This is a genomic window from Roseococcus sp. GW821-FHT12F05 (assembly GCF_058806835.1).
This window is the reverse complement of the sequence record NZ_JBXAQB010000001.1, coordinates 698176-716653: the sequence shown is the minus strand read 5'-3', so window position 1 is coordinate 716653 and position 18478 is coordinate 698176. Positions and strand designations below refer to the sequence as shown.

General features: G+C 70.4%; 18 protein-coding genes and 1 tRNA gene. 6 read left to right on the top strand and 13 right to left on the bottom strand.

The window, feature by feature from the left end; all coding sequences use genetic code 11:
• Positions 1 to 2: 2 nt before the first annotated feature.
• From AC1ROY_RS03635 to AC1ROY_RS03620, 4 genes are all read right to left on the bottom strand, one after another.
• Positions 3 to 965, bottom strand: coding sequence for a tripartite tricarboxylate transporter substrate-binding protein (locus AC1ROY_RS03635; protein WP_493147189.1), 963 nt, complete (start codon positions 963 to 965; stop codon positions 3 to 5).
• Between the two features lie 107 nt (positions 966 to 1072).
• Positions 1073 to 1849, bottom strand: coding sequence for a phosphate/phosphite/phosphonate ABC transporter substrate-binding protein (locus AC1ROY_RS03630; protein WP_493147187.1), 777 nt, complete (start codon positions 1847 to 1849; stop codon positions 1073 to 1075).
• Entirely contained in the window at positions 1849 to 2856 is a 1008-nt protein-coding gene (locus AC1ROY_RS03625; RefSeq protein WP_493147185.1) for an ornithine cyclodeaminase family protein, read from the bottom strand. The genes AC1ROY_RS03630 and AC1ROY_RS03625 overlap by 1 nt, the downstream gene beginning before the upstream one ends.
• A 6-nt stretch (positions 2857 to 2862) precedes the next feature.
• Positions 2863 to 3834 carry a Bug family tripartite tricarboxylate transporter substrate binding protein gene (locus tag AC1ROY_RS03620; protein WP_493147183.1) on the bottom strand — a complete coding sequence of 324 codons (972 nt, stop codon included), beginning with the start codon at positions 3832 to 3834 and terminating at the stop codon, positions 2863 to 2865.
• 107 nt (positions 3835 to 3941) lie between these two features.
• Between AC1ROY_RS03620 and AC1ROY_RS03615 the strand changes: the two genes are divergently transcribed.
• Together AC1ROY_RS03615 and AC1ROY_RS03610 are read left to right on the top strand one after the other, a co-directional pair.
• The gene (locus tag AC1ROY_RS03615) at positions 3942 to 4688 is read left to right on the top strand and encodes an LOG family protein (RefSeq protein ID WP_493147181.1); all 747 of its coding nucleotides are present in this window, start codon (positions 3942 to 3944) and stop codon (positions 4686 to 4688) included.
• Between the two features lie 98 nt (positions 4689 to 4786).
• Positions 4787 to 5332 (top strand): hypothetical protein, encoded by a 546-nt coding sequence (locus tag AC1ROY_RS03610; protein ID WP_493147179.1) that lies wholly within the window; start codon positions 4787 to 4789, stop codon positions 5330 to 5332.
• Here AC1ROY_RS03610 and AC1ROY_RS03605 read toward each other — a convergent pair.
• Positions 5320 to 8112 carry an ATP-dependent DNA helicase gene (locus tag AC1ROY_RS03605; protein ID WP_493147177.1) on the bottom strand — a complete coding sequence of 931 codons (2793 nt, stop codon included), beginning with the start codon at positions 8110 to 8112 and terminating at the stop codon, positions 5320 to 5322. The two genes, AC1ROY_RS03610 and AC1ROY_RS03605, sit on opposite strands and share 13 nt — an antisense overlap.
• 80 nt (positions 8113 to 8192) lie before the next feature.
• Here AC1ROY_RS03605 and AC1ROY_RS03600 point away from each other — a divergent pair.
• Positions 8193 to 8269, top strand: a tRNA-Arg gene (locus AC1ROY_RS03600).
• Positions 8270 to 8334: 65 nt separating this feature from the next.
• Here the strand turns inward: AC1ROY_RS03600 and AC1ROY_RS03595 are convergent.
• Together AC1ROY_RS03595 and AC1ROY_RS03590 are read right to left on the bottom strand one after the other, a co-directional pair.
• The gene (locus tag AC1ROY_RS03595) at positions 8335 to 9366 is read right to left on the bottom strand and encodes an LLM class flavin-dependent oxidoreductase (protein WP_493147175.1); all 1032 of its coding nucleotides are present in this window, start codon (positions 9364 to 9366) and stop codon (positions 8335 to 8337) included.
• A 142-nt stretch (positions 9367 to 9508) separates the two neighbouring features.
• Positions 9509 to 10483, bottom strand: a complete 975-nt coding sequence (locus tag AC1ROY_RS03590; RefSeq protein WP_493147174.1) for a Bug family tripartite tricarboxylate transporter substrate binding protein — start codon at positions 10481 to 10483, stop codon at positions 9509 to 9511.
• A 179-nt stretch (positions 10484 to 10662) separates the two neighbouring features.
• Here AC1ROY_RS03590 and AC1ROY_RS03585 point away from each other — a divergent pair, with 179 nt between their 5' ends.
• Positions 10663 to 10989, top strand: coding sequence for a hypothetical protein (locus AC1ROY_RS03585; RefSeq protein WP_493147172.1), 327 nt, complete (start codon positions 10663 to 10665; stop codon positions 10987 to 10989).
• Positions 10990 to 10995: 6 nt separating this feature from the next.
• Here the strand turns inward: AC1ROY_RS03585 and AC1ROY_RS03580 are convergent, their stop codons facing one another.
• The gene (locus AC1ROY_RS03580; RefSeq protein WP_493147170.1) at positions 10996 to 11937 is read right to left on the bottom strand and encodes a tripartite tricarboxylate transporter substrate-binding protein; all 942 of its coding nucleotides are present in this window, start codon (positions 11935 to 11937) and stop codon (positions 10996 to 10998) included.
• 111 nt (positions 11938 to 12048) lie between these two features.
• Positions 12049 to 13188, bottom strand: coding sequence for an acyl-CoA dehydrogenase family protein (locus AC1ROY_RS03575; RefSeq protein ID WP_493147168.1), 1140 nt, complete (start codon positions 13186 to 13188; stop codon positions 12049 to 12051).
• A gap of 115 nt (positions 13189 to 13303) precedes the next feature.
• Between AC1ROY_RS03575 and AC1ROY_RS03570 the strand changes: the two genes are divergently transcribed.
• Complete coding sequence (locus AC1ROY_RS03570) at positions 13304 to 14029, top strand: winged helix-turn-helix transcriptional regulator (protein ID WP_493147166.1); 726 nt, start codon at positions 13304 to 13306, stop codon at positions 14027 to 14029.
• A gap of 130 nt (positions 14030 to 14159) precedes the next feature.
• Positions 14160 to 14573, top strand: coding sequence for a hypothetical protein (locus AC1ROY_RS03565; RefSeq protein WP_493147164.1), 414 nt, complete (start codon positions 14160 to 14162; stop codon positions 14571 to 14573).
• A 96-nt stretch (positions 14574 to 14669) separates the two neighbouring features.
• On the opposite strand, the gene AC1ROY_RS03560 is transcribed toward AC1ROY_RS03565, so the two are convergent.
• From AC1ROY_RS03560 to AC1ROY_RS03545, 4 genes are read right to left on the bottom strand one after another with little or no spacing between them, the layout of a single operon-like run.
• A complete protein-coding gene (locus AC1ROY_RS03560; protein ID WP_493147162.1) occupies positions 14670 to 15512 on the bottom strand; it encodes an NAD-dependent epimerase/dehydratase family protein in 843 nt (280 codons plus the stop codon).
• Position 15513: 1 nt separating this feature from the next.
• Complete coding sequence (locus tag AC1ROY_RS03555; RefSeq protein ID WP_493147160.1) at positions 15514 to 16812, bottom strand: TRAP transporter large permease; 1299 nt, start codon at positions 16810 to 16812, stop codon at positions 15514 to 15516.
• Positions 16813 to 16818: 6 nt separating this feature from the next.
• A complete protein-coding gene (locus tag AC1ROY_RS03550; protein WP_493147159.1) occupies positions 16819 to 17376 on the bottom strand; it encodes a TRAP transporter small permease in 558 nt (185 codons plus the stop codon).
• A complete protein-coding gene (locus AC1ROY_RS03545) occupies positions 17373 to 18386 on the bottom strand; it encodes a TRAP transporter substrate-binding protein (RefSeq protein ID WP_493147158.1) in 1014 nt (337 codons plus the stop codon). The genes AC1ROY_RS03550 and AC1ROY_RS03545 overlap by 4 nt, the downstream gene beginning before the upstream one ends.
• Positions 18387 to 18478: the final 92 nt, after the last annotated feature.

Genomic DNA, 18478 nt, shown 5'->3' with positions numbered 1-18478 from the left:
CTTCACCTTGGGCGGTAGTTGATCCGGTCCATCATGGCGTTTCCCGAGGTCACAGCCTCGGTCATGACCTTGCGCATGTCGTCGCGCGAGCCGGATTGCGCGTCCACGCCCACGTCGAGCAGCCGCGCCTGCATGGCGGGCTCGGCGAGGATGGCCTGCAACTCCGTGTTCAGCCGCTCCGCGACCGGCGCCGGCAGGCCGGCGGGCGCGACCACGCCGTACCAGGCGGAGGCGTCGTAGCCCGGCAGCGTTTCCGCGATCGAGGGGATGTCGGGTGCCGCGGCGCTGCGCCGCCCGCTGGTGATGCCCAGGGCCCGGAAGCGGTTGGAGCGGATATGCGGCATGGCACCGGCGAGGCTCGGGCAATGCAGGTCCACCTGGCCGCTCATCGCGTCGGTCGTGGCCTGGGCGGTGGAGCTGTAGGGGATCTCTTCCAGTTGGATGCCGGCATGTGCCTTCAGCTCCTCCATCCCCACCCAGGAGCCCGAGCCGGGGCCGGAGGAGGCATAGCTCAGGCGGCCCGGTGCCGCCCGCGCGGCGGCGATGAGGTCCGCGATGGAGGCGATGGGCGATTGCGGCCGCACCACCAGCACATTGGGCGCGAAGCCGATCAGGCAGACCGGCTCGAAATCCTCCAGCGGCTTGAAGGTGACGTCGCGGAAGAGGCGGGGCGCCATGGTCAGCGCGGTGGCGCCCAGCAGCAGCGTGTAGCCGTCGGCCGGCGTGCGGAGCGCCATGCCGGCCGCGATGGTGCCGCCGCCGCCCTCGCGGTTCTCGACGACGACGGAGGTGCCGAGCCGCTCGCTCAGCTTCTGGCCGACGAGGCGGGCGAGGAGGTCGCTGGTGGTGGCGACGCTGTAGCCGACCAGGATGCGGATGGGCCGGTTGGGCTGCCAGGTCTCGGCCGTGGCGGCGCGCGCCGCGAGCAAGGCGGGGAGGGCGAACGTGAAGGCGCGGCGCTGCATGTCCGACTCCTTATAACGTCGCTGGCAATCTTCCCTGTCGCCGGTCGTTTCGCCGGTGGCGCAGCGTCACGCCGGACGGCGCGGCTGGCAAGACCTTGTTGGTGGACCTATGCGGGAAGCTCATACCCCGCCGTGAGCGCCTCTTCCTCCATGGCGAGCATGGCGTCGTAGGAGGCGTCCTCCGGGATCGCGAAGCCGTCCAGCGCCAGCTCCGGCACCGGTCCGACCGCCAGCAGCGCCGCGCGCAGGCGCTGGACGTCCTCGTCCGGGAAGCCGGCGGCGGCGACCAGCAGCGGGATGGGCATGGGCGGCGTGCTGTCCACGGTGCGGATCAGCGCGGCCTGCTCCGGCGCGTGGATCTTCATCAGCTCGTGCACATAGGCGTCGAGCGGACCGATCTCGGCCGCGCCCTCGATCACGGCCTTCACCACCGCCGCCGCGCTGATCAGCGGACCGACGTTCTCTCGGTAGAGGCGCTTGCCCCCGCCGACCTTGAGCAGGTGGTGCCGCGGCGCGTTGCAGCCGGACTGGCTGTGCTGGACGGTCCAGGCCATGCGTTGGCCGAAGCTGTCCTCCAGCGTGCGGATGTCGCTGTCGGCGCGCACGATGAAGTCGGTGCAATAGACCGGGCGGCCCCAGCGCGTCGGCACCGGCGCGGCGATCGGGATGGTCTGGGGAAAATACTTCTTGCGTGGAAAGCCGCACATGAAGACGAGGCCGAGGTCGGGCCGCTCCCACATTTCCTCCAGCGGCTTGGGAGCGGGGTAGTCGAAGGGCTCCAGCGGCACCGCGGCCGCCTTCGCCACGCGGGCCAGCAGCGCAACCCAGGCCGCGCCGGCGGCCGGATTCTGCGAGTACATGCGCGCATTGGAGAGCCAGGCCATCAGAAGAAGCGCAGCCGCTGGCCGATGCCCATGGCCTGCGCCTTCTTCAGCATGGCATGGCCCAGCGCGATGTCGCTCAGCGACAGCCCGCGGTGCCAGAGCAGGATGGTCTCGTCGTCGCGCTCGCGCCCCGGCTTGAGGCCGGCCACGACCTGCCCCAGCTCGCCGTAGAGGGTCGCCTCGGAGAGCTTGCCGGCATCCACATGGGCGCGCAGCGCGCCGAGCTTTCCCGAATGCGCCTGGCCCCAGTCGTCCATCAGCATCTTGTCCATGATATCGGTGAGGCTGAACTCCACCGCGCTCATGGTGCCGTAGGGCATGACCAGCGCGCCCTTCTTGATCCATTCGGTCTTCAGCAGCGGCGTGGGCTCGCTGAGGCGCGAGGCCTCGACCACGATGTCAGCGCCGCGCACCACGCTCTCCCAGTCGGTGCAGCGCGTGATCTTCTTGCCGAGGTCCTGTTCCAGCTTCCGGGCAAAGGCCTCCTGGCTCTCGGGACGGCGCGAATGCACGCGGATCTCGTCGAAGTCGAAGAGCCGGTCCATCAGCCGCACGTTCCAATAGGCCGTGCCGCGCGCGCCGATATGGCCGAGCACCTTGGAGCCCTTCCGCGCCAGGTACTTCGCGCCGATCGCGCTCACCGCGCCCGTGCGCATGTCGGTAATATGCGAGGCGTCCAGGATCGCGACGGGCTTGCCGTTGGTCGGGTTCAGCAGCAGCAGCGTGGCCAGCTCGCTCGGCAGGTTTTGCTGGTAGTTGTCCACGAAGTCGCCGACGACCTTCACGCCGGACAGCCCGATCTCCTCGCCCACATAGCCGCGCAGCACGTTGAAATGGCCATTGGCGATGCCGGGCATGTGGTGCAGCCGCGGATCGACCACCGTGTGCCCGCGGCCCTGCGCCGCGAGGCTCGTCTCGATCGCCGCCAGGATCTCGTCGTCGGTCAGCGCGAGCTTCGCGATGTCGGGCCCGTTCAGGAACTCGACGTAGACTTCCTCATGGGACAAGGCGGCTTACTCCACGCGGATGTTGGCGGCACGCACCACGGCACCGTAGCGCTGCCGCTCCTGCGCGACGAGGGCGGTGAGCTCAGCCGGGCCATAGACATCCGGCGTCAGGCCGAGATTGTCGAGGGCGGTCTTCATCGCCGGATCCCGCTGTCCCGCCGCCACGTCGGCGGCGATCCTCGCGCAGATTTCGGCCGGCGTGCCCTTCGGCGCGAAGAGTGCGAACCAGGGCACGGCCAGCACGTTGGGCAGCCCGGCCTCGGCGGTCGTCGGCACGTCCGGCAGCGCCGTGCTGCGCGTCGCGGAGGTCACCGCCAGCGCGCGCAGCCGCCCGTCGCGGATCAGCGGCAGCGCGCCGGGCTGGTTCTCGAACATCACGTCGATGCGGCCGGCAACGAGATCGGTCAGCGCCGGGGCGCTGCCGCGATAGGGCACGTGCGTCCCCTGCAGCCCGGCCTCACGCATGAAGAGCTCGCCGGAGATGTGGATCAGCGAGCCCGCGCCGGCCGAGCCGAACAGCACCGGCCGCCCCGCCGCCTGCATGGCTGCACGGAACTCCGCAACATTGTGCCAGGGGGAGCTGGCGGGCACGACCATCACGTTGGGCAGCGTGCCGAGCATCGCCACGGCGATCAGGTCGTTCTCGATGGAGAAGCCGAGGTTCGGATAGAGCGAGGGGTTCACGGTGATCAGCCCGGTTGGCGCCACCAGCAGCGTCAGCCCGTCCGGCGCCGCGCGGGCCACCGCCTCGGCGCCGATATTGCCCGCCGCGCCCGTGCGGTTCTCGATGACCACCGGCTGTCCCCAGCGCGGCTCCAGGAAGCGCCCGAAGAGCCGCGCCGTGGCGTCGAGGCTGGCGCCGGCAGCGAAGGGCGCGACGAAGCGCACCGGTCGTTGTGGCCAGCCCTGCGCCAGCACAGGGCTGGCCGCCGCAAAGAGCGGCAAACCCAGGGCGGATCGGCGTGTGATGCGCTGCATTGCACAAGTCTGACGCAACTCGGGGACGATGCAAGCCGGGATGTCCCGGGGCAGGCAGCGAGGCGCGGCCGTGGGATGATGCGGCCGGCCTGGAAAGGAGAATCGATTTGGACCAGGACAGGACATCGCAGCCGAGCTACCGGCTGCCGGCCCTCGACCAGGATTTCCTTCTGGGCGATTCGATGCGGGGCGTGCGCTTCCTGCTCGAATACGCCAAGGCCGAGGAGGCGCTGCGGAACTGGCATGTCGGCTCGACCATCGTGGTGTTCGGATCGGCGCGCGTCAGGGAGAAGGGCCCGGGCCGCCAGCCCTTCTGGTACGGGCAGGCGCGAGCCTTCGGGCGTATCGCCTCCGAGCGCGGCGGCGCGCGCATCGTCGGCGAGGACGGAATCCGCAACAACGTGATCGCGACCGGCGGTGGGCCCGGCCTCATGGAGGCCGCCAATCGCGGCGCCGCCGACGCCGGCGCGCCGAGCATCGGCTTCAACATCAGCCTGCCGCACGAGCAGGAGCCCAACGCCTATTCGACGCCCGAGCTGACCTTCCGCTTCCACTACTTCGCCATGCGGAAGATGCACCTGGCGATGCGGGCGAATGCGCTGGTGGTCTTCCCCGGCGGCTTCGGGACGCTCGACGAGCTGTTCGAGATCCTCAACCTGCGGGTAACGGACAAGGCCCCCCCGGTCAGCATCGTCCTCTTCGACGAGGCCTATTGGCGCTCGGTCATCAACTTTGGCGCGCTGGTCGAGAACGGCATGATCGACACCCGGGACTGCGACCTCTTCCGCTTCGCCGATACCGCGGAGGAGGTCTGGTCCAGGCTCGTGGAATGCGGGCTGCAGGCACATTCCTGAAGGCTGCCTGCGCGCCGCGAGATACATGCGACAGAAATTGTTTTGCCGGCCTTTCCGGTGCGTGCTCGCTTCCACCTGTCGAAGCACAGGAGACGGGCATGGGCTGGTGGGAACGGAATTCCTCGCGATGGGAGGTCTGCGTGGTCGCGCAGATGGGCGGGGCGGCCGTCCTGGGCGGCGGCGCCTTCTTCCTGCAGTTCCGCTCGCCGGACCTGGACAGCGTGAAGCCGGTCTTCCTGGCGCTCGCCGGCGGCGTGGGCGCGGGCGGCAGCATCGGCAGCGCCGTCTCGATTCCCTGGTCCGATCTCGTGCGCTCGCTCATCAACCCGCAGTTCCGGCCGCCCACGGACAGCTATGGGTGGAGCGCGCTGGACGGCACCTTCTCCTGCGCGGACATGCAGCGGGAGAAGTTCGAGATCGCGCAGGCCGGGGCCTCGGCGGTGATCGTCGGCGCGCAGGTGGCCTATCTCACGCTGACCGAGGTGCATCTTTTCTCGCCGAACCGGCAGCTGGCCCACACGCGGATCACCTTCCCGACGAATCTGCCGCAGGTGGGCTCGGCGCTGCTCGACCTCCCGCAGATCCAGGGCGGGCTGGGAGCCGGCGCCTTTGCCTTCGCGGGGACGCTGTTCTACCTGGGCTGAGTCTCGATCCCCAGAAGCTCGCGCGTGCCCGCCACGGCCTGCGCCAGCGTCACGCGCTGCGGCGTCACGCCATCGGGCAGGCCGGCCAGGATGCGCGAGGGGCAGGCGCGGTCGAGCAAAACGAAGACGCCCTTGTCGTCCGCGCGGCGGATCAGGCGGCCGAAGGCCTGGCGCAGCTTGTGGCGGGCGTGGGTGTCATCATAGCCCTGCGGGTCGCCCTCGGAGAGGTGCAGGCGGCGCTCGCGCTGAAGGATGGTGCGGCGCGGCCAGGGCACGCGGTCGAAGACCAGCAGGCGCAGCGCGCGGCCGGGGACGTCCACGCCGTCGCGCATCGCGTCGGTGCCGAGCAGGCAGGAGTTTTCTTCCGCGCGAAAGATGTCGACGAGGGTGGCGTTGTCCATCGCATCCACGTGCTGCGCGTAGAGCGGGATGCCGCGCGCCTCCAGCGCCTGGCCGATGCGCGACTGCACCTCGCGCAGCCGCCGGATCGCGGTGAAGAGCCCGAGACCGCCGCCGCCGGAGGCCAGGAAGAGCTGCTGCATGGCGCTGGCGACGGGACCGGCCTGTCGCGCGTCGACATCCGTCACGACGAAGGTGCGGGTGTTGGCGGCGTAGTCGAAGGGCGAGGGCAGTGCGGCGCGGATGGCGGGCAGCGGCAGGTGGAGCGCGCCGCTGCGCGCCTCGGCCTCGTGCCAGGCGGCTTCGGGATCGTCGCGCTTGGCGGCGTCGGTGAGAGTGGCGGAGGTGATGAGCAGCCCATGCGCGGGAGCGGCCACCGTCTGCGCGAAGGGGATGGTCGGGTCGAGCCAATGGCGGTGCAGGCCGGCATCCACGTCGCGGCCGTCGCGGCGGTCGAGCTGGAGCCAGTCCACCATGGTGGGCCGCGTGCCGGCCTCGCGTGCGGGGACGTCGAGCTGGCCCAGCATGCCGCGCCAGGCCGCGAGGGGCATCAGCGCGCGCCGCTCGATGCCGCGCATGGCGGTCTCGAGCCGGATGCGCTCGCCGACCTCCGGCTCCTCCTCGCCCTCGGGGGTCTCGAGCTTCGCGGCCAGACGGTCGCGCAGGAGGGTCAGCGGCTGTTCCAGCGCGCGCAGGGCGCGGGCGAGTTCGGCGCCCGTCTCGGCGACGGCCTCGGTCACGGGGTGCAGATCGACTTCGAGCGTGTAGATGCCGTCGTCGTCGGGCGCGCGGGCCAGGATCTGCTGGCGGGCGGCGCGGAGGAAGGCTTCGGTGGTCGCGCCCTCGGGTGGCGGGGTGCCCTCCGTCAGTCTGCCATACCAGCCGCCGCCGGGCAGGCAGCGCGCGGCGTGCAGCGCGGCCTCCATGGGCTGGAGCAGCTCCGGGATGTCGCCGGCGAGCTCGCTGATGCGGGCGCGCAGCCCCTTGGCGCGGGAGCGCCCGCCTTCGGCGCCCAGCAGCCAGCGGCGCAGCTCGGCCGCCTCGACGCCGGTGAGGGCCGCGGAGAAGGCGCCGTCCGCCGCGTCGAAGAGATGGTGGCCCTCGTCGAAGACGTAGCGCGTGGGCTTGCCGTCCTCGCCGCCGCCGAGCGCGGCCTGCACCATCACCAGCGCGTGGTTCGCGACCACCAGCCGCGCCGTCCGCGCGCGGCGAATGGAGTGCTCCACGAAGCACTTCTTGTAGTGCTGGCAGGCGGAGCGGATGCATTCGCCGCGGCGGTCGCCTAGTCCATATAAGGTTCCGGGCGGGAACAGCTCGCCGATCCAGCCCGGAAAATCGCCGCCGGTGATGTCGCCGTCGCGCGTGGCGCCGGCCCAGCGCGCGACCAGCGCCAGCGGCAGCGCCATCTGGCGCAGCCCGTATTGGCCCAGCGCCTCGTCCAGGTTCAGCAGGCAGAGGTAGTTTTCCCGACCTTTCCGGACGGCCACGCGCGCGCGGCGCTCCTCCGGGTCGGGGAAGAGCTGCATCAGCTCCTGATCGATCTGCCGTTGCAGGTTGCGCGTGTAGGTGCTGAGCCAGACGGGCGCGCCGTTGCGCTCGGCCCAGAGCGAGGCGGGGGCGATGTAGCCCAGCGTCTTGCCTGTGCCGGTGCCGGCCTCGGCGAGGACCATATGTGGCGCGCCCTCGACGTCGCGCGGTGAAAAGGCGCCGGCGGCGGCGGAGGCGAAATCGGCCTGCTGGGGGCGCTGCTCGGAGCCGGCGCCGAGCATCTCGGCCAGGCGTCGGCGGGCGTCGGCGCCGGTGACGTCGAAGCTTGCGGGCGGCGGCGGGGGCGCGGTCTCCTCCCATTCGGGCAGGCGGCGCCAGGGCTTGAAGGCATCGCGCGAGGGCTTCGCGTCGGGCTGGCCGAGGGCAGCGAGGACGCTCGGCACCCAGGGCCAGTCGGCGGCCTGGGCGAGCTGCGCGGCCATGCCGGCGGCCTCGCGGCCCGAGGGGGAGTTGGCCTCGTCGGCCAGGGCGCGGAGCAGACGCGAGGCGATCTCAGGCAGGAGGGCGGCGGCGGCCTCGTCATCCTCGGGCGGCGGGAGGTCGAGCACCAGGGCCAGGCCGCGCGGCGTGGGCGGGGCGTGGCGGGCGGGGAGCGCGAAGGCGAAGAGCTCCAGCAGGTCCAGCGCATCGAGGAAGCGCGGCAGGTCGAGCCGGCGGGCGGTGGCGGGGGCGTGGACGAGGAGCGGCGGCGGGTGCTCGCCCAGCGCCTCGGCGATGTGCGAGCCGGAGAGGGTCAGGACCTCGCCGTCGGGGGTGAGGAGGGTGGCGCGGCCGTGCGATGCGACCAGCGCGGGCGCCTCGGGCAACAGCAGGCGCGGGCGAATCGGGGCCATCGCCGCCTATTTGGGGGCAAACCGCGAACAAGGCCAGACTTCGCCTGGGCCGGGCGGGTGTGCTATGGGCGAAACCGGTCGTCTCCGTAGCTCAGCCGGATAGAGCACCAGATTCCTAATCTGGGGGCCGTGGGTTCGAATCCCGCCGGGGACACCATGTTTCCACAAGTCCTGAACCGCCCGGGCGGCCACATGAATGCGGCCTGCACCCGGGCTCGACGCTCAGCCGCCCACAGCCGCCAGCGCACTCCCCCGGATTTCCGGCGCGATCTCCTTCATGAACAGCTTCAGCGCGCGCGCCGAAAACTCCGCCGGCATCGGCCCGGTCCGGAACCGGATGCTGACCCCGCCGATGCCGGTTTTCGCGAGACTCGTAAAGTCCTCCATCACGGTGTCGGGCGAGCCGCAGAGAACCGGGGTCGGCTGCGCGTTGATCCTGGCGGCGAGCGCCTCGAAGGCGGAGCTCTGGGCCGCGCGATAGGTCTGCATCTGCCGGAAGTACGGCAGGCCGACCTCCTGCGCCTCCTGGTCGGTCGGTGCGAGGACGACGGTGCGGGACACCCAGCTCTCGGAGATGGCCCAGTCGATCCGGTCGGTGCTGACGCCGGCCTCCTGCGCGGCCTTGCGGTAGACCTCGATGTTGCGCGCCGCGCCCGCGGCGGTCGCCGCCGCCATGATCACGGGGCGGCCCTGGCGCGCCTGGCCCGCGAGCGAGGCCTCGGAGGCGACGGCGCGCAGGATCTGCGGGTAGGGCTTGGTATAGGGCCGCGGCCGCAGCATCGGGATCTCGAAGTTCCAGTACTTGCCCTCGTGCCTGACCTTCTCCTGGGTCCAGCATTGCAGCAGGATCTTCTCGATCTCCTCGAAACGCTCCTGCGCGCTGTCGGGGTCGATCTGGTAGCCGCTGTATTCGTGCAGGTTGACCATGCTGCCGCGCCCGAGGCCCACGATCAGCCGGCCCTTGCTCAGATTGTCGATCAGCGAGATCTGCTCGGCCATACGGATCGGGTGGTAGAGCGAGGACTGCAGGACGGCGAAGCCGATCTTGATGCGGCTGGTCGCCATGGCCAGCGCGGCGGCGAAGGTCGGTGGATCGACATAGACGCAGTTGCCGTCGAAGTGATGCTCGGCGAGGAACACGGCATCCATGCCCTCGTCCTCGGCGAGCTGGGCCTCGCGGACCGCCTCGTCGATGACCCGGGCGTCCGCCGAGGGATCGCGTGATTCGTGAAACAGGAAGACGCCGACTTTCATGCTTTTCTCCTGCGGCCGCTGGCCTGCTTGCAGCAGGTGGCCCGGTTGAACATCCATACGCGGCGGGCTTGCCGGTGACGGCCGGTCGGGAGCGGGATGGGAGACAAGTCTACCTCCGCGGGGGAGGCCGGATCGGCCCCCCTCAATTCCCGCCCTCCTTCAACAGCTCCGCCATCAGCGGCCGCAGCGTCTCCTCCTCCTGCTGCCAGTAGCGCGCGAAGGCGTCCGGCCCCTGGAAGGTGATGGGAATGGCGAGCTGCTGCATCTTCTCGGCATGTTCCGGCGACAGGATCGCCCGCTCAAGCCCCGCCGCCAGCGCCTGCCGGATCGCGGGCGGCAGCCCGGCCGGCGCCACGAAGGCCCGCGTCGAGCCCGCCACGATGTCGTAGCCCTGCGCCGCGGCCGTCGGCACGCCCGGCAGGAAGGGGCTCTCTGCCGGTGAGAGAACGGCCAGCGCCCGCATCTGCCCCTGCCGCACGTTGGAGCTGGCGGTGCCCACGGCGAAGATCCCGGCCTCCGTCTGCCCGCTGAGCAGCGAGATGATGGCCGGTCCGGCCCCCTGGAAATGCACCTGGTTGAACCGCACCCCTGCCAGCCGCTGGAGCTGCACCGAGGCCAGGTGCTCATGCCCGAAGGTGCCGTTGTCCGTCATGCGGAAATCGTCCGGCCGGGCCCGCGCGGCGGCGACCATGTCGGCCAGGCTGCGCAGCGGGCTGTCGGCCCTCACCATGATCGCGCCCGGGTCGGTCACATGGATGCAGAGGGGCGTGAAGCTGGCGCGCGTGAAGGGCGTCTGCCGGCTGGGGTCGAGGTAGAGCGTCGTCGTCTGCGGCCAGAGCCCGTAGCCGATGGTCAGCCCGTCCGGCGCGGCCCGAGCCACCTGCGCCATGCCGAGCTGGCTCGCCGCGCCCGCCCGGTTGAGCACGACGATGGAGGTCCCGAGCTCCCGCTCCAGCAGCGGCGCCAGCGCCCGCGCACCGATGTCGTTCCCCCCGCCCGGCGGGTAGGGCACGATGAGCTGCAGCGTCCGCCCGGACAGGGATTGCGCCTGGGATTGTGCCCCTGGGCGCGACGCGACCAGCAGCGCGGGCGCCGCCAGGATTCTACGGCGATGCATCACTCGACCTCCTTGGAGGGGGGAGCTCCTTCTGCGTGATGCGGCTGGCGTGCCTTGGCGCCGAGCATGAAGCGACGGCGCCACGGGAACAAGGGGAGGTGGACCCCAGGCGCCGAAGCATGAAAGCTATGGTATCCCGAAACCGAGCCCGGATCGTTCCGGGGAGAGGGAGAAGACCCATGAGGATTTCGATCGGTCTGGTCCTGGCCGCGGCCCTGGCCGCCTGCGCCCCCATGTATCCGGAGCCGCCGCCCGGCTTCGAGCCGGGCCTGCCCGCCGCCTGGAAGGACTTCACCGGCACGCGGCGCAGCGACGAGCAGATGGTCCAGGCGCGCGAGGGCTGCATCCTGGAGGGCGACCGCTGGGCGAACGACCGCGCCGCGCGGACGATGACCCCCGCGGCCCAGATGTCCGGCTACGCGCCGGCCATGATGGCCGCCATCGACGAAGGCCGCCGCACCCACATCGTCAACTGCATGCGGACGGCGGGCTGGGAGCCCGCCTGAGTCCCGTCACTGCCGCAGGTTCCCCCGCCGCGCGACCTCGTTCCACATCTCCAGGTCCTCGCGCATCATCGCGCCGAAGGCTTCTGGATCCGGGCTCGGCTCCACGTCCAGCCCGCCGGCCAACAGCCGCGCGGCCGTCTCGGGCTCGGCCAGGGTCGCGTTGAGCGTGGCGTGCAGCAGCGCGATCCGGTCGCGCGGCGTTCCCGCCCGCGCCACCAGCCCGAACCAGCTCGACATGACGATCTGCGGGAAGCCCTCCTCCGCCGTCGTCGGCAGCTCCGGCATGACGGCGCTGCGCTGGCGCCGCGCGATGGCGAGCGCCCGCAGCGCGCCCGACTGGACATGAGGCAGGATGCCCGCCAGCGCTATGGTATAGGCCTGCACCCGCCCCGCCAGCACGTCGGTCATCGCCTGGGAGGTGCCGCGGTAGCGCACCTCCTCGATCTCGATCCCCAGACCCTGCGCGAAGAGATGCGAGGTCAGCCCCACGCTGGGCGAGCCGAAGCGCAGCGGCGTGAGCGAGGCGCGCGCCAGCGCCTGGAACTCGCGAAGGTTGTGCGCGGGGACCGAGGGATGCACGACCAACGCGTTCGCTCCGCTCGCGGCGAGGCCGATCGGCGCCCAGGCCGTCACCGGATCGAAGGGCATGCGCGTGCCGAGCGCGGCGGCCTGGTTGGGGCCGAGCGTGTGCAGCATCAGCGTGTGACCGTCGGCCTCCTGCTGCAGCACGATCCCGGCCGCCGGCACGCCGCCGGCGCCGCCGCGGTTCTCCACGAGAATGGACTGGCCGAGCCGCGCGCCCATCTGCTCCGCCAGCAGCCTGGCGACGATGTCGGTGGAGCCGCCGGGCGCGTAGCCGACGACGAGGCGGATCGGGCGGTCGGGATACTCCGCCCGCGCGGGCAGCGCGAAGGCGAGCAGCAGCAAGGGCCAAAGCCGCAGAGACATGGCACGTTCCCCGCGCCGTGTTTTCTTGTCGTCCGGCGATGGGCCGGCGCCGCCCGGGATCGCTTCGGCATCAGCATGATCCCGAAACGGGGCGGCGCCAAGCGAGGTCCGCTACCCGTCGATGGGCAGGCCCAGCGCCAGCCGGCCCGTCATCTCCAGCTGCGGCACCTCCTGCAGCGGATGGAAGCGCGCGCCCTGCACATCCCGGAAGGCCCGCTCCAGCCCGAGGTCGCGGTAGAAGGACGCGCCGCCCACCAGCTCCATCGCACGCTCCACCGTCTCGATGGCCGCCTGGCCGGTGAGCGAGCGCGCCGTCGCGGCGCGGCCGGTCCGCACCGGCCCGGGCGCCTCCGTCTCCGCGATCGTGATCATCCGATCGAGCGCCATCTCCGCCTTGGCGAAGGCATTTTCCAGCTGGCCCGCCGCAACGCTCAGCCTGGCCGGGTCTCCCTTCAGCCGCGCGATCGTCAGCGCCTTCGCCCGCGCGCCCTCGGCCACGCCGACATAGGCCGAATAGACCATCGGAAAGGCCATCGCGAAGATGTGGTGGAACAGCATGTGCCACTTGCCCGGCTCGCGCCGTGCCGCGATCGCCGCATCGGGCACGAAGACGCCGTCGAGCTCGACATCCTGCGAGCCCGTGCCGCGCATGCCCATCACGTGCCACGTGTCGAGCCGCCGCACGCCCTCCGCCTTGAAGGAGACGGGGAAGTGCAGCACCTCCGGCCCCTTCTCCGGATCCATGTGGATCGCGCTGGTCATCAGCAAGTCGCCCATCGGGCAGCCGCTGGCGAAGATCTTCCGGCCGTGGATGCGATAGCCGCCTTCGACCTTCACCGCCTGGCCCGAGCCCGGCAGCCAGTCGGAGCCGCCGCTGGAGATGAGGATCAGGTCCTCCTGCACCACGCGCTTCAGCAGGCCCTCGACCGGCGCCTTCTCGTTCCGCCAGCGCCAGGCCGGCACGGCGACGAGATGGCAGTGCATGGAGAAAGCGAGCGCCGTCGCGCCGCAATGCCTCGCCAGCTGCCGGATCGCGCCGCACATCTCGCGGTAGTCCGCGCCGGCGCCGCCGAGCTCCACGGGCACCAGCGCCCGGAAGAAGCCGGCGGCGCGCAGCGCGTCGAATCCTTCGCGGACAAAGCTCTCCTCGCGGTCGTGGCGCGAGGCCGCCTCCGCGATGTCCTGGCCGATGCGGTCGGCGAGGCTGATCCAGTCGGCCGTCGGTGTGTTCGTAACGTTCGTATCGGGCATTCTTCTTCCCCATCCCAGTATTTCTGACGGGGCGGACCCTGGATCGCCGGGGCACTTTGCTTCAAGGACAGAAAATGGACTTGATTTCATGTCCTCGCCTGGACGATCTAGCGTCATGCCTGGCTATGGACAGTTCTGCCCCGTGGCGAAGACCTGCGAGCTCTTCGCCGAGCGATGGACGCCGCTCGTCCTGCGCGAGCTCTGCTGCGGGCCCGCGCAGTTCAACGACCTGCGGCGCCGGCTGCCGCTCATGTCGAAGACGCTGCTGGCCCAGCGCCTGCGCGACCTCGAGCAGCACGGCGTGGTCTCGATCACGGAAAAGCCCACGGGGCCCGGCAACATCTATGCGCTGACGGCGGCCGGCGAGGATTTCCGGCCAATCATCCAGGCCCTCAGCCTCTGGGGGCAGCGCTACACGAAGAACATCCTGCAGCCCGAGGATTTCGATCCCGCCTTCCTGCTGATGTCGGTCCGCGGACAGATTCCGCGCTCCGCCCATCCGGCCGGGCGCTTCGTCATCTGCTTCGAGTTCCGCGGCATCCCCGGCGCCAGGGTGGCGTCCCGGCGCTGGTGGTTCGTGATCGCCCATCCCGAGATCGAGCTCTGCATGAAGAACCCGGGCTACGAGGTCGACGTGACGATATCGGCCGCCCTCGAGACCTTCACGCGCGCCTGGATGGGCTATGTCGGCTTGGCGGACGAGGCGGCGCGGCAGATCGCCTTCGAGGGGGCCCCGCAGGCGGTGGAGCGGGCGAAGGCGCTGCTCGGCCTTTACGAGCGGCCGCGCGAGCGACGGCTGGTCTACGGGACCGCTGAGATGGTCGACGCGCAGCTCGCGTGACCTTTGGGCCATAGGCGGGCACCTATTCCCGCGATAGGCGAAACAACATGGCCGACTTCACGCTTTCGACGCAACATCCTCTCGCTGAGCCCATCCCGGGCACAAAACAAAACAGAGAGGAGAGATTTCTATGACCCGCTTCACCCAGATCGCTTCCGCCGTCGTTGCCGCCGCGACCATCGGCTCCTTCGCCAGCTCCGCCTCCGCGCAGACCTTCAACCGCAACTGCGAAGGCAAGGTGACGATCAACTCCGTCTACCGCAACATCGTGAATTCTCCCGCGCCCGGGGAGGCCGTGTATTACGGCCAGTTCCAGAACCAGGACCAGGCGCGCCGGACCGTCACGGTGACGGTGGCGCGGATCGCGCGCATCGGCAATCGCAACGTCATCCGCTTCCGGGAGACGATCGTGCTGGCGCCCTACGAGCAGCAGACGGTCGAGCTCCTGTCGCTGCCCCTGCATGAGCCGAGCGGCAGCAGCACGCCGGATGCGTCCGTGATCCGGGGCCAGCTGGTTCTCTCCTGCCGCTGGGCGACCTCGTAACCCGTCGAAGAGAGGCGCGGCCAGGGATGGCCGCGCTTTCCCTTGGCCGGGAGATGCGGACCCGGCCCTGGCAATTCCGTCCCGGCCGTTCGCGCTCTACTCGCCCAGCGAGAAGGCGTCGCGCGGCGAGGGTGCCTGCCGCGAATACTCGATCGCCGTGTAGCCGCCGCCCTGATAGCGCTCCGTGACAGGGTCGGCGGTGATGTGCTCCACCTCGGAACGGAAGGGCTCGGCGCTGTCCTGCGGCGCCCAGCCGATGCGCGCGCGATGGTCCTCGCCCCAATAGGAGGCGGGGTTGTTCGAGCAGGCCCAGATCACCGAATGACCCGTGCGCTCCGCGCCCACGCAGCGCTCGATGAGCCGCGTCAGATCCGCGTAGGACAGCCAGGTGGAGAGCATCCGCCGGTCGATCGGCTTGGGGAAGCAGGAGCCGATGCGCAGGTTCACGTTCTCGACGCCGTGCTTGTCCCAGTACATGCGGCCCATCAGCTCGGTATAGGCCTTGGACAGCCCGTAATAGCCGTCGGGACGGAAGTCGTCGTCGAAGTCCAGCTTGGCCTGATTTCCCCGAGGTCGCTCGTGGAAGCCGATGGAGTGGTTGGAGCTGGCGAAGACCACCCGCGCGCCCTCGCGCCGCGCCGCCTCGTAGATGTGGTAGGCGCCGCGCAGGTTGGGGCCGAGGATCTCCTCGAAGGGCCGCTCCACCGAGACGCCGCCGAAATGCAGGATGGCGCCGCAGCCCTCCGCCTGGCGCACGATGGCAAGGCTCTCGTTGAGGTCCGCCTTCACGAAGACGGAGCCCGCCGGCAGCGGGTCGGGGAAGGGCGTGATGTCGGTCAGGCGCAGCTTCCAGCCCTGCGCGCCGAGGCTCTTCGCGAGGTGGCGGCCGAGATTGCCGGAGGCGCCCGTCAGCAGGACGGGCTTTTGCGGTGCGGTCATGTCAGCTCCCATAGCCGAGGAAGAGGCGCGGCAAGGTCAGGGACATCGCCGGCCAGTAGGTGGTGAGGGCCAGCGCGATGAGAATGGCGCCCCAGAAGGGCCAGATGGTGCGCATGACCTCCTCGATGCGGATGTTGCCGATGGCGCAGCCGACGAAGAGCACCGCGCCCACCGGCGGCGTGGTGAGGCCGAGGCCCAGATTCATCATCATCACCATGCCGAACTGCACCGGATCCATCCCGATCGCGACGACCACCGGCAGGAAGATGGGCGTGGTGATGAGGATGAGCGCCGCCATGTCCATCACGCAGCCGAGCAGCAGCAGGCAGACGTTGATCATGAGCAGGACGACGACGGGATTGCCGCTGATGGCGAGCATGCCCTCGGTCAGGATCTCCGGCAGGCGGTACATGGCGAGCAGCCAGGCGAAGGCCGTCGCCGTGCCGACCAGCAGGAAGACCACGGCCGTCGTGCGCACGCTGGTCTTCACCGCGACCACGAAGTCCGACCAGGGCAGGGCGCGGTAGATCAGGAAGGTCACCAGCAGCGCCCAGATCGTCCCGAAGGCCGCGGATTCCGTCACGGTGAAGATGCCGGTGAGCACGCCGCCCAGGATGATCACTGCCGTCAGCAGGCCGGGCAGCGCGTCGATGAAGGCCCAGGCGAGATGCCGGAAGCCCTTCCAGCCATCGGCGGGATAGCCGCGCCGGACGGCCATCCAATAGGCGGCGACGGCGAGCGAGAGGCACATCACGATGCCCGGCACGATGCCCGCGATGAACAGCGCGGACACGGAAATGCCGCCGCCCGCCGCCAGCGAGTAGAGGATCATGTTGTGGCTCGGCGGTATCAGGATGCCGGCGATGCTGCTCGTCACGGTCAGCGAGACGGCATAGTCCACGCCGTAGCCCTTGGCCTTCATGGCCGGGATCAGGATGGTGCCGGTCGCCGAGGTGTCCGCCACCGCGCTGCCGGAGATGCCGCCGAAGAGCATGGAGGTGGAGACGTCGACCATGCCGAGCCCGCCGCGCATCCAGCCCACGCTGGCCGAGGCGAGGTTGATCAGCCGCCGCGCGATGCCGCCGTGCAGCATGATCTCGCCGGCGAAGATGAAGAAGGGGATGGCCAGCAGCGAGAAGATGCTCATGCCGCTCGCCATCTGCTGGAAGACGACGGCGGGGTTCAACCCCTCGTAGAGGAAGCCCACCAGGGCGGCGATGCCCAGCGTGAAGGCCACGGGCACGCCGGCCACGATGCCGAGGGCGAAGACGGCGAAGATCAGCAGGAGTCCGATTTCCAAGGCCCGCTACTCCAGGAAGGCGGCGGCGATGCCGCGCTTCTCCGGCGCCTCGGCCGAGAAGATGTCCATCAGCACCTGCTCGACGGCGTAGAGCACCATCAGCGCGCCGCCCACGACCATGGGCGCGTAGGTCCAGCCCTGGCTGATGCCGAGCAGCGGAATCTTGAAGGCGCGCACCGTGTCCACGAGCTCCCAGGACCACCAGGCCATGCCGGCGCCGAAGAAGCCCATCAGCGCGTCGCAGCCCAGCGCCACCCAGCGCTGGCCGGTCTCGGGCAGGGATTCGCGGATGCCGAGCACGGAGAGGTGAAAGCGCTCGCGCACGCCGACGGCCGCGACGGGCATGGCGATGGCGAGGATCATCAGCGTCGCCACGCGCTCGATCCAGGTCGGCGTGTCGTTCAGCACATAGCGGGCGAAGACCAGCCAGCCCATCATCGCGACCAGGGCCACCAGCGCCACGCCCGCCACCGCGATGGTGGCGGCGGAGAGCCAGCCGAGCGCGCGCGTGAAGGCGCGCAGCGCCGGCGGCAGGCCGGCCTCCACGGTATCGGGCGCGCTCACCGCAGCTCGCGGATGCGGCGGACGAGGTCGGCGAGCGCCGGGGTGGAGGCGTATTTCGCGTAGACCGGCTCCATCAGCGAGGACCAGGGCGTGCGGTCGGTGATGTCGATCACCGTCACGCCAGCGGCCACCACGCGCTCGCGGCTCGTGCGCTCGCGCTCGGCCCAGAGGCGGCGCTGGATCCGGGCGGATTCCTGGGCGGCGGCGCGCATGATGGCGCGGTCCGCCTCGGAGAGCCGGCGCCAGCGCTGCAGCGAGACCGCCAGGATCTCCGGCACGTTGGAATGCTCGGTGGTGGTGTAGTAGCGCGCGACCTCGAAGTGGCGGGTCGATTCATAGGAGGGCCAGTTGTTCTCGGCTCCGTCGATCACGCCGGACTGCAGGCTGGTGAAGACCTCGCCGAAGGGCAGCGGCGTCGGGTTGGCGCCAAGCGCGCGCATCAGGTCGATCCAGAGGTCGGAGGTCTGCACGCGGATCTTCATGCCCCGCAGGTCGGCCGGCGTTCGCACGGGGCGCGTGGTGTAGAGGCTGCGCGCGCCGGCGTCGTACCAGGCCAGCGCGACGATGCCGATCGCCTCCAGCTCGCGCGCGATCACCTCGCCCGCCGGGCCGTCGATGGCCGCCTGCATGTGCGCCACGTCGCGGAACAGGAAGGGCAGCGTCACCACGTTGGTCGAGGCGGCGAGGTTGTTGAAGGGCGAGAGGTTGAAGTTCGCGAAGTCGATGGTGCCGAGGCGCATCTGCTGGATGGCCTCGTCCTGCTGTCCCAGCTGCGCCGAATGAAAGGTGCGCATGCGGATGCGGTTGTTCGTCCGCTCGCCGACCATGCGGGTGAAGGCGTCGAGGCCCTGGCCGTTCGGATAGTCGGCGGCATGGATGTTCCAGCCGCGCCATTCCTGCGCGGCGGCGGGCGCCGCCAGCCCGAGGGCGCCAAGCGCGAGGGTGCCGAGCGCCACGGTGGCAAGGGCAGCGAGCAGCCGGCGGCCGCGCCGCATCGGGGTGGCTTTCATGAAGATCTCCTCGAGGCCGGGGGCGGTTGGCTACCCCTCGTTGAACTGCAATAGCAGTTTCGGCAGTCTGACGCGCCGGACGGCCGCGCGTC